At 29.9% G+C, this 17,840-nt stretch carries 13 protein-coding genes; all 13 read right to left on the bottom strand.

Annotated elements, in window-relative coordinates:
* Window positions 1-152 precede the first annotated feature (152 nt).
* Window positions 153-1,523, bottom strand: coding sequence for a 23S rRNA (uracil(1939)-C(5))-methyltransferase RlmD (gene rlmD, locus ACZ5TJ_RS02230; RefSeq protein ID WP_464201007.1), 1,371 nt, complete (start codon window positions 1,521-1,523; stop codon window positions 153-155).
* Between the two features lie 143 nt (window positions 1,524-1,666).
* Complete coding sequence (locus ACZ5TJ_RS02225; RefSeq protein ID WP_155499145.1) at window positions 1,667-1,804, bottom strand: hypothetical protein; 138 nt, start codon at window positions 1,802-1,804, stop codon at window positions 1,667-1,669.
* A gap of 268 nt (window positions 1,805-2,072) precedes the next feature.
* On the bottom strand, window positions 2,073-3,386 hold the full coding sequence (glpT, locus tag ACZ5TJ_RS02220; RefSeq protein WP_464201005.1) for a glycerol-3-phosphate transporter: 1,314 nt from the start codon (window positions 3,384-3,386) through the stop codon (window positions 2,073-2,075).
* Window positions 3,387-3,845: 459 nt separating this feature from the next.
* Complete coding sequence (gene pyk / locus ACZ5TJ_RS02215) at window positions 3,846-5,273, bottom strand: pyruvate kinase (protein WP_464201004.1); 1,428 nt, start codon at window positions 5,271-5,273, stop codon at window positions 3,846-3,848.
* A 67-nt stretch (window positions 5,274-5,340) separates the two neighbouring features.
* Window positions 5,341-6,300, bottom strand: a complete 960-nt coding sequence (gene pfkA / locus ACZ5TJ_RS02210; protein ID WP_464201002.1) for a 6-phosphofructokinase — start codon at window positions 6,298-6,300, stop codon at window positions 5,341-5,343.
* Between the two features lie 554 nt (window positions 6,301-6,854).
* Window positions 6,855-10,430 carry a DNA polymerase III subunit alpha gene (locus tag ACZ5TJ_RS02205; RefSeq protein ID WP_464201000.1) on the bottom strand — a complete coding sequence of 1,192 codons (3,576 nt, stop codon included), beginning with the start codon at window positions 10,428-10,430 and terminating at the stop codon, window positions 6,855-6,857.
* 35 nt (window positions 10,431-10,465) lie between these two features.
* Window positions 10,466-11,416: a DNA-binding protein WhiA gene (whiA, locus tag ACZ5TJ_RS02200; protein WP_039311785.1), complete on the bottom strand. Its 951-nt coding sequence runs from the start codon at window positions 11,414-11,416 to the stop codon at window positions 10,466-10,468.
* A 232-nt stretch (window positions 11,417-11,648) separates the two neighbouring features.
* Window positions 11,649-12,698 carry a hypothetical protein gene (locus tag ACZ5TJ_RS02195; protein ID WP_464200999.1) on the bottom strand — a complete coding sequence of 350 codons (1,050 nt, stop codon included), beginning with the start codon at window positions 12,696-12,698 and terminating at the stop codon, window positions 11,649-11,651.
* Between the two features lie 130 nt (window positions 12,699-12,828).
* Window positions 12,829-14,199: a gluconeogenesis factor YvcK family protein gene (locus ACZ5TJ_RS02190; RefSeq protein WP_464200997.1), complete on the bottom strand. Its 1,371-nt coding sequence runs from the start codon at window positions 14,197-14,199 to the stop codon at window positions 12,829-12,831.
* Window positions 14,196-15,074 (bottom strand): RNase adapter RapZ, encoded by an 879-nt coding sequence (gene rapZ, locus ACZ5TJ_RS02185; protein WP_464200995.1) that lies wholly within the window; start codon window positions 15,072-15,074, stop codon window positions 14,196-14,198. Before rapZ ends, ACZ5TJ_RS02190 begins: the two co-directional genes overlap by 4 nt.
* A gap of 163 nt (window positions 15,075-15,237) precedes the next feature.
* The gene (gene hisC / locus ACZ5TJ_RS02180; protein ID WP_464200993.1) at window positions 15,238-16,341 is read right to left on the bottom strand and encodes a histidinol-phosphate transaminase; all 1,104 of its coding nucleotides are present in this window, start codon (window positions 16,339-16,341) and stop codon (window positions 15,238-15,240) included.
* Between the two features lie 39 nt (window positions 16,342-16,380).
* Window positions 16,381-16,701: a hypothetical protein gene (locus ACZ5TJ_RS02175; RefSeq protein ID WP_464200991.1), complete on the bottom strand. Its 321-nt coding sequence runs from the start codon at window positions 16,699-16,701 to the stop codon at window positions 16,381-16,383.
* A gap of 135 nt (window positions 16,702-16,836) precedes the next feature.
* Window positions 16,837-17,748, bottom strand: coding sequence for a UDP-N-acetylmuramate dehydrogenase (murB, locus tag ACZ5TJ_RS02170; protein WP_464200990.1), 912 nt, complete (start codon window positions 17,746-17,748; stop codon window positions 16,837-16,839).
* Window positions 17,749-17,840 lie beyond the last annotated feature (92 nt).

The raw sequence follows: 17,840 nt of genomic DNA, 5'->3' as shown, positions 1-17,840 counted from the left end.
TTTAACCTTAATAAATATTGGTGAATAATAAAAAATAGTCTGATATTTTTTTCAGACTACTTTTTATTATAGTATTTATTAACGTGATTATTATACGCCTATATTCTTAAAATTCTAACTCTTGGCAAAATGCTTATATTAAAGAAGTCCTACTATTTTTTCTTTTGAATTAAAGCAATATTCTCCACATGACTAGTATGAGGAAACATATCAACTGGTTGAACTTCTTTAGTTTCATAACCTAATTCATCAAGCACTTTAAGATCTCTAGCTAATGTACTTGGATCACATGATACATATACTACTCTTTCAGGTTCAACTTTTCCTATAGCTTCAAGAAGTTTAATGTCACATCCCTTTCTTGGTGGGTCAACAACTATAACATCAGCCTTTACTCCACTTTCAATAAGTTCTGGTATAACTTCTTCTGATTTACCTACAAAGAATTCTGCGTTATCTACATTATTATTTTTAGCATTCTCTCTTGCATTAATAATTGCAGGTTCTATAATTTCAACACCATAAACCTTCTTAGCATTTTTAGATAAGAAAAGTGTTATTGTTCCTGTACCACAATAAGCATCAAATACAGTTTCTTCTCCTGTAAGATTTGCATATTCTAATGCTTTTCCATATAAAACTTCTGTTTGAACAGGATTTACTTGGAAGAAAGAAAGTGGTGATATATTAAATTTAAAGTCTCCTATATAATCTTTTATAACATCTGATCCCCATAATGTAATACACTCTTCCCCTAGTATTACATTAGTATCTTTGCTATTAACATTAAGTACTATACTTTCAATCCCTTTAACATTTTCTAAAATACTATTTATGTATTCTTCAATATGAGGAACATTTTTCTTAGTTGCAACTAATACAACCATAACTCCACCAGTTTTGAAGCCTTTTCTAATCATTACGTGTCTTAATAAACCACTTTTATTAAACTTACCATCTACAAAAGCAGGTTTAATATTAAATTTTAATGCCCATTCTTTAGTTATTCTTGCTACCTTATCTCCATCTTCGTCTTGAATTAAACATTCATCTATATCAATAATATCATGGCTTCTTGGTGCATAAAATCCTACTGCTAGTTTTCCATTTACCATTCCAATAGGTAATTGAACTTTATTTCTATATCTATAAGGATGGTCTTCCATTCCTATTGGATATTTAACTAATTCTTCGTTTAATCCACCAATTTTCTTTATACAATCTTTAACTCTTTCATATTTAAAATCTAACTGTGTTTTATAGTTCATATGTTGAATCTTACATCCACCACATCTTTTAAAGTGCTTACACTTAGGTTCTTCTCTACCTTCTGAAGACTCTAAAACTTCAATGAGTTTTCCATAGGCAAAATTCTTATTTGCTTTTACTATTTTTACTTTAACTTTTTCCCCTTTTAAAGCACCTTGTATAAATATTGGATAACCTGAAAGCTTTGCTACTCCTTCACCTTCATATCCTTCACTAATTATATCTAAAATGTATTCTTCATTCTTCTTAACCATTATAATTCACCTTTTTCTTAGCTTTTGTAATATTGATTATATCATAAAGTATTAATTGTAGTGAAAATTTTATTTACCAAAAAATTTTGGTTATAAACAAAAATAGGATGCTAAATTAAGCATCCTATTTAAGGTGAAATTGGTCATATTGCGTCTTTTTTAAGTTTTGATTTAAAAAGTATTACACTTCCAAATCCTATAAGTACTGTGGCTGCACTAATGCCTACTATTGTAGTATTTTTTAAATTTTCCTTAGAAACTAAAGCTTTTAATTTATTCATACTAACACACCTCATATTTTATAAAATTTCCTTATTTTAATTATGGGCTTAATCTATATTATGATTCTTCCCTTTTATAAGTTAACTAAACTATAAAATTTGAAATTTATTAAATTAGTACTATTTATAAATGTTTTTAATTAAATAAGTTACCTATGATTATAAAAATTTAAAATAACATTTATCATCGCTATTTATAAAAGCATTAGTAAATGGGTCTAATGTTATAATGTCCTAAATTTAAATTCTAGATTATTTAAAAATCCTTCTATTCTTCCGCTCTGTTATGAACATTCCAAGTAAATGCTAAGAATACTATTGCTAATATACAAGAAGCCATAAGTAACATAAATCCACCACTCCAGCTGAATTTATCTACTACTGCACCCATTGCAACTTCTGCAAATACTTGTCCTCCCATGTATCCAAATAATCCAGTGAATCCAGCTGCTGTTCCTGCAGCTTTCTTTGGAACTAAGTCTAAAGCACTTACACCGATTAACATTACCGGTCCATATATAAGTGCACCTATTGATGCTAATGCACAGTTTATTGCGATTGGACTACTACTCTTCCAATATACAAATGTAGCAATGAATACTCCAATCATACAGAAGATACCAAGTGGTGCTCTTCTTCCATGGAAAACCTTATCACTAAGCCATCCAATTATGATTGTTCCAGGAATTGCTGCATATTCGAATAATGCGAATGCAACTGATGACTGTTGCATACTAAACCCTCTTACTTCTTCTAAGTAAGTTGGAACCCAGTTTATTACCCCATATCTTACAAGGTATACGAATATATTTGCTATAGCAACAAACCATAAATATTTATTGTTTAATACATATTTAAATAGTATTTCTTTTCCTGTAAGTTCTCTTTCTCTATCATCAACTGCAACTTCTGGATAGTCGTCTTTGTACTCTTCTATTGGAGGTAATCCAACAGATTGAGGAGTATCTTTTGCAAAAATCATATAAAGTATTCCAACTACAATTGCAATTATTGCTGGAAGATAGAATATACCTTTCCATCCATGGAATATAGAAACTCCAAGTACGGCTATTGTTGCTATAAGTCCACCCCCAACATTATGGGCAGTATTCCAAAGTGACATTTTAACTCCACGTTCTCTATCTGAGAACCAGTGAGTTATTGTTCTTCCACAAGGTGGCCATCCCATTCCTTGGAACCAACCATTAATTAGCATCAAGATAAACATAAGTGTAATGCTACTTGTTAGTGGGAAGAATATGTTAACTATCCCTGATGCTATTAGCCCAATTGCAAGGAAATATCTTGGATTTGATCTATCTGATACATTTCCCATTACAAATTTACTTATTCCATAAGCTATTCCAAGAGCTGATGCTACAAAACCTAGTTCTAATTTACTAAAACCTTGATCTACTAAATAAGCTTTTGCAAGAGAGAAATTACTTCTTACAAAGTAGTATGTTAAATATCCTATGTATATGCTTATAAATACCTGTATTCTATATCTCTTATAAGTAGAATCAATTTTTTCTTTAGGTAATCTCGGTATCGGCTGAGCCGGTTTTAAAAAGTTTAGCATAGTAGTTTTTCATCCCCTCGTCTTCTTCATCTTCTGTATTTCAGATAAAAAGAAAACCCCAACAAAAACATATTAATTTTTTAAATAAATATGGTCTTATTGCGTTCTTTCTCTAAATCTCTATACCGATTGTTTATAATTTTTAAAAATATTTAAAATAGCGCTATTTACATTTTCATAATACATTTTTACGTAAACATTTACAATGCTTTTTATCAAAACTTTAAACATGTTTTACTATTTGTTAACTCTTTATTCATACGAAATTTTTTAATGAAAAAAAATAGCACCACAAAGGGTGCAGATAGAATCAGTTGCCAATATAATCCTTAAATTATAACATACATTTTATAATTTTAACACATATAATAAAAAATATACACTATTTTTTATTATTTATCAAGAAAAAAATAACTCTTAGAGAAATCTCTAAGAGTTATTTATATTTAAAGTTTAAAACTATTTTACAACAGTTACTTTCATTAAGTTAGTAGCTCCGATTTCATCAACTGGTACTCCAGCAGCTATAACTACTGTGTCTCCTTCGTTAACGAATCCGTTGTTCTTAGCAGATTCTACTGATTTATTCATCATTTCATCAGTTGATTCTACTTTATCAGCAACGATTGGGTATACTCCCCATGAGAATGCTAATTGTTTTGCAACTGTTTCACTTGGTGTTACAGCTATGATTGGGCATTCTGGTCTGCATTGTGATAATCTCTTAGCAGTAGCTCCTGATTGAGTTGATGAAACTATTGCTGATGCTTGTAATTCGTTAGCAGCATTACAAGCAGCTCTGCTTATAACTCCAGCGATAGCTGGTACATGGTTAGTTGCGTGTGATACAGCAACTTTGTAGCTTAATTGCTTTTCAGTTTCTCTAGCTATCTTAGCCATAGTTTGAACAGCTTCTACTGGGTAGCTTCCGTTTGCACTTTCACCTGATAACATGATTGCGTCTGTTCCATCTAATATAGCGTTAGCTACGTCTGAAACTTCTGCTCTTGTTGGTCTTGGGTTTCTGATCATTGAGTCTAACATTTGAGTTGCAGTAACAACTGGTTTTCCAGCTTTGTTACATTTTTCGATGATCATTTTTTGTACTGCTGGTACGTTTTCTATTGGAATTTCAACTCCTAGGTCTCCTCTAGCAACCATGATTGCATCTGATTCTTCTAAGATTGAATCTATGTTATCAACACCTTCTTGGTTTTCGATCTTTGAGCAGATTAGTATGTCTTTTCCGCCGTTATCATCTAAAACTTTTCTTATTGCTTGAACGTCTTTAGCTTTTCTTACGAATGAAGCAGCGATCATGTTAACTCCGATTTCACAACCGAATATTAAGTCAGCTTCATCTTTCTTAGTTAAAGCTGGTAATTGGATTGATACTCCAGGAACGTTAACTCCTTTGTGAGTTCCAACTAATCCAGTGTTTTTAACTTCACACTTAACAGCGTTTCCTTCTACTGCTTTAACTTCTAATCCTACTAAACCGTCATCTATTAAGATAGTGTTTCCTGGTTTAACATCGTTAGCTAATCCATCGTAAGTTACTGAACACTTAGTAGCATCTCCTACTAAATCTTGTGCTTCAGGTCCTACGTATATAGTGAATTCTGAACCTTTTTGTAATTCTATTTTGCTTGGTTCAAATTTACCAGTTCTTATTTCTGGTCCCTTTGTATCTAAAACTACAGCTATTTCTTTGTTATATTTCTTAGCTAGTTCTTTAACCTTTAATATTCTTCCCTTATGTTCTTCGTGGTCACCATGTGAAAAGTTATGTCTTGAAGCGTTCATTCCTGCTTCTATTATCTTTGATAATATTTCTTCATTTTCACTTGCTGGACCGATTGTACAAATCATTTTAGTCTTTTTCATGTAAATAACACTCCCTCTTGTTTTTGATTGAGCCAAAATCTATATATAAAATTTATTTATAGCTATATTATTTTGATAGTATTTCTGCTATCTTGTAAGTTTCTTCATCGAATTTTCTTTCGATTGCTAAAGCTTCATCGATATCCATATCTACTATCTTATTATCAACTGTACCTATAACTCTTGAAGTTTTTCCTTCAAGTAATACATCTACTGCTTTTGCTCCCATTTTTGAAGCTAAGATTGTATCGAAAGCACTTGGGCTTCCTCCTCTTTGAATATGTCCTAAAATAGTAGCTCTAGTTTCAATTCCTGTAACTTCTTCTACTTCTTTAGCTAATTCAAATGCTCCACCTATTCCTTCAGCTAAAAGAACAAGATTGTGCATCTTTCCATTTTGCTTTCCTTCTAGAATAGTTTTGCATAATTCGTTTTTGTCGAATCCTTTTTCAGGAGTAATTATTGCTTCTGCTCCACCAGCTAAACCTGCATATAAAGCTATATCTCCACAATTTCTTCCCATAACTTCAACTATTGATACTCTTTCGTGTGATGTTGAAGTATCTCTTATTTTATTTATTGCATCTAAAACTGTGTTTAGAGCTGTATCAAATCCTATAGTGTAGTCTGTGTATGATAAGTCGTTATCTATAGTTCCTGGTAATCCTACAGTCTTAACTCCTAATTTTGAAAGAAGCTTAGCTCCTGTGAATGATCCGTCCCCACCGATTACTACTAAAGCATCTACACCGTAAGCCTTTAATATCTTAACTGCTTTCTTTCTTGTTTCTTCTTGTTTAAACTCTGGACATCTAGCTGTTCTAAGTACTGTTCCACCTCTTTGTATTATATCTGAAACAGATTTTCTATCCATAGTGAATAATTCTCCGTTTATTAATCCACTATATCCTCTTTGAACTCCCATTACTTCTAATCCTGCTGCTAATGCAGTTCTAGTTACCGCTCTTATTGCAGCATTCATTCCTGGTGCATCTCCACCACTAGTTAAAATAGCTATCTTTTTCATGTTTACTCCTCCTTTTCTACCTTAGGGACACTGCTAGTCCCACCAGTAACAAAACTTCCCACGTTTATATGACCGATTATAATTGTACATAAATTGTTGGAATTTATCAATGTAATTTGAGTAACTTTTTTGAATGTATCGTTATTATATTATAATTATTATCTTTACTTAAATATATTATTATATTTTTTTGTCGTAATATTCTTACATCACTTATTATAACCCATCAGTTTTAAAATTATATACAATTTTCTGATTTTTCACGAATTAATTTTTGTAAAAATTTTCATTTATATATTTTTTAATTTTTATCAATATTTTTAACTTTTTATTATATATATAAGCGATTTATTGACTTTTTAATAACTAAACATTGTAGAAATTGCTCATTTATTACGTATTTATATTAACTTTATTTTCAATTTACTAATTTTCTAATTACAATTATCCCCTTATTTCAGCAAAATATCAATAGTACAAACAAATTTAAATTAATTTTTATTTACATTTTAAAAAGAAGATATTGGAATACTAAGCTCCCAATATCTTCTTTATTATTTTGATACTACTTTTACGTTTTCTTCACCACAAATTTCCTTTAGAACACTTATTATATCTGTATCTAAATTTAACCAAGTTTCTCTTGCTAATCTGTAGCTTTTTTTATCTTTTGCGTTAAATATATATACTGCTGAATCACCTTTATATTCTATAAGATCTGTTTTAATATAATGATTTATTTTCTTTGCTTCTTCATTATCATTAACTCTTATATAAACTTTATTTGAATCAACTTTTTCAAGTCCATCAATCTTCTCGCAAATAAGCTTTGGTGGTTCATCTTCTTTAATATTTATTCTTCCCTTTATTGTAACTAAAGCATCTTCTGCTATTGATTCTCTAATCCTATCTAGAGTTCTTGGAAATACTATAACTTCTATTTCGCCATCTAAGTCTTCAAGCTTTAAGAAGGCCATTATAGTATTATTTCTAGTTACTTTTTGTTTTACTTCTGTAAGTATTCCACCTAATATTACTTGTTCGTTATCTTTAATTGGCATTTGATTTACAATTTCATCAATAGATATTCCTTTTGATATATTATCTTCTAGAGCTTTATGAACCTTATTTATAGTGCTTATTGATGTTGTTGTTTGCATCTCTAAACTCTTTTTATATTCATCTAAAGGATGACCTGATAGGTATACCCCTGTCATTTCTTTTTCCATTGATAATAAATGTTTTTTTGTAAATTCCTTTATGTTAGGATAAGTTACCTCTGGCATTGATACCTCATCATCTATGGCAAATAAGCTCATTTGTCCATCTATGTTTCTCTTCTTCTCACCAGAAACACCATCCATCAATTTTTCATAAACAGCAAGTAATTTTGATCTAAATACATTAAATGAATCTAAAGCTCCAGCTTTTATTAAACTTTCAACAGCTCTCTTATTTATAGCTCCTAAGTCTAATTTACTTATAAAGTCCATTATTGAAGTAAATTCCCCTTTATCTTCTCTAGCCTTTACAATAGCTTCAACAACGTTAATACCAACGTTTCTTATTGCTGCAAGACCAAATATGATTTTATCCCCTTCAACAGTAAACTTTGAATAACTCTTATTTATATCTGGCGGTATTACTTGTATTCCTTGGCTTTCCGCAAATTTTATATATCCTGCAACTTTTTCATTTACTCCCATAACGGAGTTAAGCATAGCTGCAATCATTTCTACTGGATAATATCTCATAAGATATGCTGTTTGATAACCAACTACTGCATAAGCTGCGGCATGTGATTTGTTAAATGCATAGGATGCGAAATCCATCATCATATCATATATTTTATTTGCTACTTCTTCTGAAATACCATTTCTTAAACAACCAGGAACTTCTATATTTCCATTTTCGTCTTCTATTCCATATATAAAGTTCTTTCTTTCTTCTTCCATGACCTTATGTTTTTTCTTAGACATGGCTCTTCTAACAAGGTCACTTCTTCCCATTGAATATCCAGCAAGCTTTCTAACTATCTCCATAACCTGCTCTTGATAAACCATAACTCCGTATGTAACATCTAGTATATCTTCAAGTTCTGGTGTTAAATATTCAACCTTATCTGGGTTTCTTTTTCTCTCTATATATCTTGGAATTTCAGCCATTGGACCTGGTCTATAAAGTGAGATACCGGCTATAATATCTTCTAATGAATCTGGTTTAAGTTCTTTCATGAAAGATACCATTCCTGCTGATTCTAATTGGAATACACCAGCTGTTTTTCCTTCACCTATCATTTTATAAACTTCTTTATCATTAAAATCTATTTTATCTAAATCAATATCTACGCCTCTATTGTATTTAATCATTTTTACTGCATCATTCATAACTGTTAAAGTTCTAAGACCTAAGAAATCCATCTTTAAAAGTCCAAGTTCTTCAAGTGTTGTCATACCAAATTGAGTTACTATCATTTCTTCATTTTTTTGAAGTGGTACATATTCAACTAAAGGTTTTGATGCAATAACAACTCCAGCTGCATGAGTTGATGAGTGTCTTGGAAGTCCTTCTAAATCCCTACTTACATCAATAAGATTTTTAACTCTTTCCTCACTATCATAAGCCGCTTTAAGTTCTGGATTAAGGTCTAATGCCTTTTCTATAGTTATTCCAAGCATTGTAGGAATCATCTTAGCTATTCTATCAACTTCTGCATAAGAATAATTCATAGCTCTTCCCACGTCTCTTATACAAGCCCTTGCTGCCATTGTTCCAAAAGTAATTATTTGAGATACATTATCTTCCCCATACTTTTCAACTACATAATCAATTACTTCTTGTCTTCTTTCATAACAAAAATCTGAATCGATATCGGGCATACTTACTCTTTCAGGATTTAAGAATCTTTCAAAAAGTAAGCTATATTTTATTGGATCTATTTTTGTTATTCCAAGAGTATACGCAACTATTGAACCTGCTGCTGATCCTCTACCTGGACCTGTAGGTATTCCATTATCTATAGAATACTTTATAAAGTCCCACACAATTAGGAAGTAATCAACGTATCCCATCTGATTTATTACTCCAAGCTCATATTGAAGTCTATCAATTAATTCTTTTGCTTCCTCATTCTCCTCTCCTAAGGCTATAACTTTCTCATAATCATAAGGCTTATCTACGAATTCTTTAAATACATCATATCTTTCAATAAGTCCCATAAAGCATGTATCTCTTAGGTATGTGAAAGGGTCTGCCCCCTCTGGTAATGGGAATTTAGGAAGCTTAGATACATGGAACTCGTAATCAAAATTACATTCATCTGCAATTTTAACAGTGTTCTCTAAAGCTTCTTTTACATATGCAAACATATCATACATTTCTTCAGCTGATTTTAGATAGAATTGATCTGATGGATACCTTCTTCTATCAGTATCTTCAACTGTTTTTCCTGTTTGAATACACATTAAAATATCATGTGATTTTGAATCTTTCTGTTCTATATAATGAACATCATTTGTAGCAACTAAAGGTATTCCAGTTTCTTTAGATAGCTTTATATTTAATTCATTAACTCTTCTTTGTTCATCCATCCCATGATTTTGAAGTTCTAAATAAAAGCCTTCTTTAAATATATCTTTATAAGCTAAAGCAACTTCTTTTGCCTTTTCATAGTCTTCATTAAGTAAAGCTCTTTGAACTTCACCTCCAAGGCAAGCACTTAATGCAATAATACCTTCACTATGCTTTCTTAAGTAATCATGGTCAACTCTAGGCTTGTAATAAAAACCTTCAATAGATGCTTCAGATACAATTTTCATTAAGTTCTCATATCCTACTTCATTTTTTACTAATAAAACTAAGTGATTCGTTGTATTATCTTTATCAACATTTTTTATATGCATTGATTTTGAAGCAACATATACTTCACATCCAAGAATAGGTTTAATGCCTTCTTCTTTAGCTGCTTTATAAAAATCAACACATCCATACATAACTCCGTGGTCTGTTATAGCCATACTCTCCATACCAAGTTCTTTTGCTTTTTTAACAAGTTTTTTTATCTTACCTGATCCATCTAGCAAACTATACTCTGTATGTAAGTGTAAGTGACAAAATTTCTTCTCCTTCAATAAACCACATCCCTTCTATTAAAAGAGAAAGGCCATTAGTATGTACCTGACCTTATCTCTTCTGCTATTTTTTCAATTTTTCTTAATCTATGATTAACACCTGATTTTCCAACTGGAGGATCTAATATTTCTCCAAGTTCTTTTAATGATTCCTCAGGATATTGTAATCTTAATTCAGCAATTTCTTGAAGATTCTTTGGTAATCTTTGAAGACCAATGCTTGATTTTATAAGATTTATGCTTTCAACCTGTCTTACAGCCGCATTAACTGTCTTAGAAAGATTTGCTGTTTCGCAGTTAACAAGTCTATTAACGTTGTTTCTCATCTCTTTTTTAATTCTTATATTTTCTAACTCAAGAAGACAAGTGTGAGCACCTAATATATTAAGTAAATCAACTATTTGTTCTCCTTCTTTTATATAAATTATAAAGCTATTTTTTCTTTGAATAACTTTAGAGTTAAGACCACAACTATTTATAAGGTCACATAAATCATTAGCATATTCTTCACTATGAGTAACAAATTCAAGATGGTAAGTTTTTTCTGGGTTACTTATGCTCCCGCCACCTAAGAAAGCTCCTCTTATATAAGCTCTCTTTGTTTCATCATTGCTTACGCTTTCAGGATCTATTGAGTAATTTAAACTCATAACCCCATCAACTTCTCTAAGTATTCCTGTTTCTTCAAGAAGTCCTCTAACACCCATTTCTTCATCTATAGCAACCATATAAATATTATTTTTCTTTAATGAATTGCTCTTCTTAACCATTAACTTAGAATGAATATTAAAGTGTTCTTTTAGTAATGTAAATATAAGCCTCGCACTTGCAGGATTTTCAGTTGTTATTCTAAAAGCTAATCCTTTTCCAGTAAAAGCAATAGTTCCACTAACTTTCATTATTCCTGAAATTTCTGCTAATGCTTCCTCTTTGCTAATATCACTATATCTACAAATTTCTCCTTTAACTTTTGATGAAAATGACATTTATTGCTCTCCTTTTTATATACAATTAATAAAAAATATATCTCACTATATACATTATAAAATTATATCATAAATCCTCTTAAATAATCACATTTCTACATGTATATAATATATAATATAAATAGAATTTTAGGAAATATATTCTCAAATTATAATACAAAAGAAAATTTACTGATTTACAAAGAATAATCTATTTAATTTAAGAGTTATTAAATTTATATCATATAGTTCATTAGTTTAATGCTCTAACCGTATCCAAGATACTATGTGCATCATTACTTAACTTTTCATATAAATTATAATTCTTATCTGCATAATCAATAAACATAATAGGAGCATATCCAAATGCATAATCAACTCCATTTATTGTTTTATAACGAATACTATCTAATGTATTATTTTTCAAACGCTTCTCTATGCAATATAAAGGCTGACTATAAGTTTTTCCATGTGGAGCAAATTTAAATAATATATAATCAGGTCCACCACATACATCATAGTTACCCTTCCAGCTTGCTGGTAATTCCATTTGTAATCCTAATTGTTTATTTTCATAATGTATACCTTGAGATAGTTTACCTTTATCATTATTTATCTTATTAACTTGTCTTTGACTCTCTCTTTCTTTTTTAGATTTCTCTTCCTCAATTTGTTCTTCTCTTTTTCTTTTTTGTGCTTCTATCTTTTTTATTTCTTCTTTTTTTCTTTGTTCTTCTTTTTGCTTTTCTTCTTGCTTTCTTTTTTCTTCTAGGTCCTTATTAAGCTTTTCAACTATTTTTTCAGCCTTTTCTTTTTGTTCTTTTGTTGCATCTTTCATACTTACATTAACAATTCTATTTCTTGCTTCATCTGCTTTTCCTTCTGCTATTAAAGTATTAAGCTTATTTAAATCATTATCTATCCTTTTTATATTATCAAGCTTTGTTTTTATTTCGCCCTTTAGTTTATCTATATCATCTTTAATTTTATAATCAGTATAATTTGATGGTATTTTTTCTATAAATGCCTTAGCTGAATTTATATCATTATTATCGAAACTTTTTTTAGCCTCAAAATAATTTTCTATTATATTAACTAAGTTTTCTGCTTCCTTATTTTCCTTATTTAATTCTAAAACATTATTAAAATCACCTTCAGCTTCTTCATATTTACCATTGTTTAAATTATTAATTCCCTCTTCCATCTTTTCTTTTATTTTTTTACTGTTACAACCAAATAATATACTAGAAGCTAATCCTATTGATACTACTGTTGTTAATAATCTTTTGTTTATATTTGACAAATCTAGTCCCCCTATATTTTTATATTTTTATCAGAGGAAATTATATCATTTTTTTCTACTATTGTCCTACATAAGCTAAAAGAAGCTATATATATAACTCTCTTATATATAGCTTCTTTCTATATTAACTCTACTTATTTTCCTTATGCCTTTCCCTTTTTTGCTTCTTCTCAGTTTTATCTCTTTCTTTAATACGTTGAGAAAGATACATGTATTCAATTATCTTTCTTCTATCATAAAGAAGTTTCTTTTCCATTATCGTCTCAACTAATACTTGTGCTAAATAATCTGAGTCATGTTTAATTGTTCCCTTACTAACTTTAATAAGATTCTTTTCAACAATCTCAATTCCAAAGTCTTTAAGTTTGTCCCTGTCAATTGTAACAATATCAGAATTTTTATCCTTATATTTCTTTTTCATATCATCACTAATACTTCCATTATTAGCAATAACACAATCAACTATATCTTTACCACCATATTTCTTAAGCACTTTAATATGGTCATAAACTTTAAATCCATCGGTTTCCCCAGGTTGAGTCATTACATTTGAAATATATATTTTATAAGCACTACTTTTCTTTATTTCACTAACTATTCCTTTAACTAAAAGATTTGGAATAACACTAGTGTATAAACTTCCAGGTCCCATTACTATTGCATCAGCATCTTTTATAGCTTGAAGTGCTTCCTCTAAAGGCTTTGCATCTTCTGGAACAATCATAAGTCTATTTATTTTTGATTTTTGCTTAAATGCTTCTTCTGGTATATCTGATTCACCTTCAACTACATTTCCATTATCAAGTTGTGCCATAAGCTTCATATCATCTAATGTAACAGGAAGAACCTTACCTGTTACTGCAAGAACTGAACTCATCTTTTGAACAGCGCCAACAAAATTATCTGAAACACCATCCATTGCAGCTAAAAATAGATTACCAAAGCTTTGCCCTTTAAGTCTTCCTTCTGTAAATCTATATTGAAGTAAATCTTCCATTAAAGGTTCTGTATCTGCTAAAGCTAAAATACAGTTTCTTATATCACCTGGTGGTAACATTCCAAGATCTTCTCTTAATGCACCAGAACCACCACCATCATCACCAACTGTAACAATTGCAGTGATGTTTGATGTGTAATATTTAAGACCTCTAAGCATTGTTGAAAGACCTGTACCTCCACCAATAACAACTATTTTAGGACCTTTAACTAAAAGTCTTTTTTCTGTTATAAGTGTTTCTATCTTCCTACTATCAAGGGACATTTTTAAATACCCCTTATTTATAAGTGCAATAACTGATTTTATACCTTCAGTTATTGAAATATATATTACAAAAACTCCAGTTACATTTAAACATATATAAAATAATTTATAATAAATATCATATACTCTGTGAGTAACAAGTTCAGTAAATCCAAATGCAATTAATAAAACTCCAAAAAGTCCAAATGCAATCCATCTCTTAACTTTTATACCCGGTTTTAACCAATCAGATAGCCTCATAGCTTCTTTTCTCCCTTGTTGACATCTTCTGATATGTCTCTATGCTCTATTCCAGCTTTATATCCTTCTTCTGATAATAATTCATAAACTCTATTTGCTATTGCAACAGATCTATGTCTTCCCCCTGTACATCCTATTGATATGATAAGTTGTCTCTTACCTTCTTTACTGTAGTTTGGTATTAAGAATTTAAGCATATCCATTAATCTATCTAAGAAACCAACTGTTTCAGTTTGTTCTAAAACGTACTTTTTAACTGGCTCATCAGCACCTGAATATTGCTTAAGTTCTGGAATATAGAAAGGATTTGGAATAAATCTAACATCAAATACTAAATCTGAATCAACAGGTATTCCATATTTAAACCCAAAGCTTAGTACTGTTATTGATAATTCCTTATCTGGTTCTTCACTTGAACCATAGTAACTGTTCATCTTTTCTCTTAAGTCTCTAATTGCATATTTTGATGTATCTATTATTACATCTGCTCTATCTTTAACTTCTCTTAGTTTATTTCTTTCTTCAGTTATTCCAGTAAGTACACGTGCCTTTGGCGCTAATGGGTGACTTCTTCTAGCTTCCTTAAATCTCTTAACTAATACTTCATTTGAAGCTTCTAAGAATAGTATTTCGTATTTAAAATCATTATTCTTTAAGTAAACTAAACTCTCAAATAAATCATCAAAGAACACTCCGCCTCTTATATCTATAACTATTGCTACTTTTTCTATACTTCCATTGTTGCATGCTTCTGCAAACTTAGGTATTAGTTGTGGTGGTAAGTTATCAACACAAAAATATCCTAAATCTTCTAAGCTTCTAGTTGCTTCTGTTTTTCCTGCTCCTGATAATCCTGTAACTATAACAAATCTCATAATTTACGCCTCCTTTTAAAGCTCTTGATTTATATTATTATATCATAATAAAGTAAATTCTAAATGGTGAATTATTAATTGTAAGTTAACTTAAAAATTTTAATTACAGTTTATTTTTAAATTTAAATGGCGCTATGATTTAAACATACCGCCATAATCTTTTCTAATTATTATCTCTATATTTAATTGCTTCTTTTAATAGTCTAATGAATTCTTTATTGTCCTCATCTTTTCCTATGGATACTCTAATCCATCCTGGCATTTTAAGTAAGAATCCTGGTCTTATTATAAAACCTTTTTTAAGTAAATATTCATGAATTATCTTATCATTACCATTAACATTAACCATAATAAAATTAGCATGTGAGTCTAAAAACTTTAATCCCATTTTATTAAATTCATTTTCTAAGTATTCTCTTTGAATCTTATTTTGATTTATAACAAATTCAGTATGATCTATATCTTTAAGTGCTTGAATGCAAGCTTTTTGAGCATATAGATTGCAATCAAAAGCATTTATAACCCTATTTATATATGATACAAATTCTTTGTTTGCTATTCCATATCCAAGTCTTAAAGATGCTAATCCATATACTTTAGAAAATGTTTTTAAAAGCACTATATTATCATACTTCTTCATAAGTTCTAAAGTATTTGGGAATTCTTTAGCTGTTACAAATTCCTCATAAGCTTCGTCCATTACTATAGTTATATTGCTTGGTATCTTACTTATAATATTTAAAAATTCCTTCTCTGTAAATATAGTTCCTGTTGGATTATTAGGATTACAAAACCATATAATTTTTGTTTTATCTGTAATTCTATTTACCATCTCTTCTATATCAAGTTTACCATCAATTAATGGTACCTTTATTGGAACAGCTCCCATTAAAAGAGTGTTTGATTCGTATCTTGGAAAAGTTATCTCTCCCATTATACTTTCATCACCTTTATCTAAAAGCATTAAGCAAATATCTTTAATTAAAGAATCTGATCCTGCCCCACAGAATATCATTTCTTCACTTACATTAAATTTCTTTGCTATTTCCTTTTTTAAATCATAAGATGATGCATCAGGATATAATCCTGTATCATTTAGTATTTCTTTTATAGCATTTAAAGCTTTAGGTGAAGCTCCATAAGGATTTTCATTAGATGCAAGCTTTACTACTTTCTCTATTGAAAATTCTCTCTTTACCTCATCTATTGGCTTGCCTGCTATATAAGGTGCAAGGTTTTTTATTTCTTTTCTTATTGCTCTCTCCATAAATTCTACTTCTATATTAGAAGTTCCCCCCTTTATATATTAATATTTATTTCTTCTTATTTTGTCATCAACACTACTACTAAGTGATGAATATGCAAAAGCTGAAACTACAACAAGAACAAGTCCTATGTACATACCCATTTTTCCAAAAAGTGCAGTAAGTCCACTAGTAAGGAAACAAGCTAATGATATAAAGAAATAATGTACCCCAAAGTCTATAGCAACTCTATCTTTCTTTTTTATCTGTTTAAGCTTAGCTTCTGTCATCACTGATATAAGCGAAATATTTTTATTTACCCCAACTAGAAATGCTAATACTAAAAATATTATTCCACCTATTATAGTTACCATATATAACATACCCTTCCTCCATTCCCTTTTTTTATAAATAATTATAACACCTTTATATAGTGTATGTAACACTATTTAATATTAAATAAAAAAAGACTGCTATAAAAACAGTCTTTCTTACATTGCTTAAGTTATTCTATTAAGTTATTCTAAATCTTCTCCAATTATTCTAACTTCAGTATGAAGTTCTACACCAAATTGTCTCTTAACTTCTTCTTGTACATGATGTATAACATCTAAAACATCTTTAGCTGTTGCTCCACCTTTATTTATAACAAATCCTGAATGTTTGTTAGATACAGCAGCTCCTCCAATTGAAAATCCTTTAAGTCCAGCATCTTGAATTAACTTTCCTGCAAAGTATCCTTCTGGTCTTTTAAATGTACTTCCTGCTGATGGATATTCTAAAGGTTGCTTTGATTCTCTCTTAAATGTTAAATCATCAACTCTAGCTTTTATTTTTTCATGTTCTCCACTATTTAAAGCAAATGTTGCAGATAATACTATAGCTTTTTCAGTCATAACTCTTGATGTTCTATATCCTAGTTCTAGTTCATCTTTTGTATAAACAACTATTTCTCCATCTTCAGTTAAAACTTCTGCACTTTCTATAACATCTGCAATTTCTCCATTATATGCTCCAGCGTTCATAAATACTGCTCCACCTATTGAACCTGGTATTCCACATGCAAATTCTAATCCTGTTAAGTCATTGTCTAATGCTGCCTTTGAAGCGTCTTTTAATAATACTCCTGTATCAGCTATTACTTTATTTCCTTCTACTTTTATATCTTTAAGCTCTGTAAGCTTAATAACTGCTCCCCTAATTCCACCATCTTTAACAAGAAGGTTTGAACCATTTCCTATTATGAAATATGGTATTTCATTTTCCTTGCAGACTTTTAATGTTTTAACTACTTGTTCCTTTGTTTCTGGTATAAGTAGTACGTCTACTGGACCACCAACTTTAAAATATATATGTTCGCTCATTTTTGCGTTTAATTCTATTTGATTTTTTGAATATATGTCTTTGAATAATTCGCTATATTTATTCATTCATGAAAACTCCTCAAAATATATTTATTACAATTATTTAGTATATTCTAAATTGGAAATTAAAACAAGCCTTATAAGTTTACATTTCCATT

It is taken from the genome of Clostridium budayi, from assembly GCF_055396605.1.
Note: the sequence above shows the minus strand (reverse complement) of the source record. Positions and strands in the feature narration are given on the sequence as shown.

Excerpts from the sequence above, each read along its gene's own strand:
- rlmD (WP_464201007.1), bottom strand. The coding sequence starts at position 1,523 with ATGGTTAAGAAGAATGAAGAATACATTTTAGATATAATTAGTGAAGGA.
- ACZ5TJ_RS02225 (WP_155499145.1), bottom strand. The coding sequence starts at position 1,804 with ATGAATAAATTAAAAGCTTTAGTTTCTAAGGAAAATTTAAAAAATACT.
- glpT (WP_464201005.1), bottom strand. The coding sequence starts at position 3,386 with ATGCTAAACTTTTTAAAACCGGCTCAGCCGATACCGAGATTACCTAAA.
- pyk (WP_464201004.1), bottom strand. The coding sequence starts at position 5,273 with ATGAAAAAGACTAAAATGATTTGTACAATCGGTCCAGCAAGTGAAAAT.
- pfkA (WP_464201002.1), bottom strand. The coding sequence starts at position 6,300 with ATGAAAAAGATAGCTATTTTAACTAGTGGTGGAGATGCACCAGGAATG.
- whiA (WP_039311785.1), bottom strand. The coding sequence starts at position 11,416 with ATGTCATTTTCATCAAAAGTTAAAGGAGAAATTTGTAGATATAGTGAT.
- ACZ5TJ_RS02190 (WP_464200997.1), bottom strand. The coding sequence starts at position 14,199 with ATGAGGCTATCTGATTGGTTAAAACCGGGTATAAAAGTTAAGAGATGG.
- rapZ (WP_464200995.1), bottom strand. The coding sequence starts at position 15,074 with ATGAGATTTGTTATAGTTACAGGATTATCAGGAGCAGGAAAAACAGAA.
- hisC (WP_464200993.1), bottom strand. The coding sequence starts at position 16,341 with ATGGAGAGAGCAATAAGAAAAGAAATAAAAAACCTTGCACCTTATATA.
- ACZ5TJ_RS02175 (WP_464200991.1), bottom strand. The coding sequence starts at position 16,701 with ATGTTATATATGGTAACTATAATAGGTGGAATAATATTTTTAGTATTA.
- murB (WP_464200990.1), bottom strand. The coding sequence starts at position 17,748 with ATGAATAAATATAGCGAATTATTCAAAGACATATATTCAAAAAATCAA.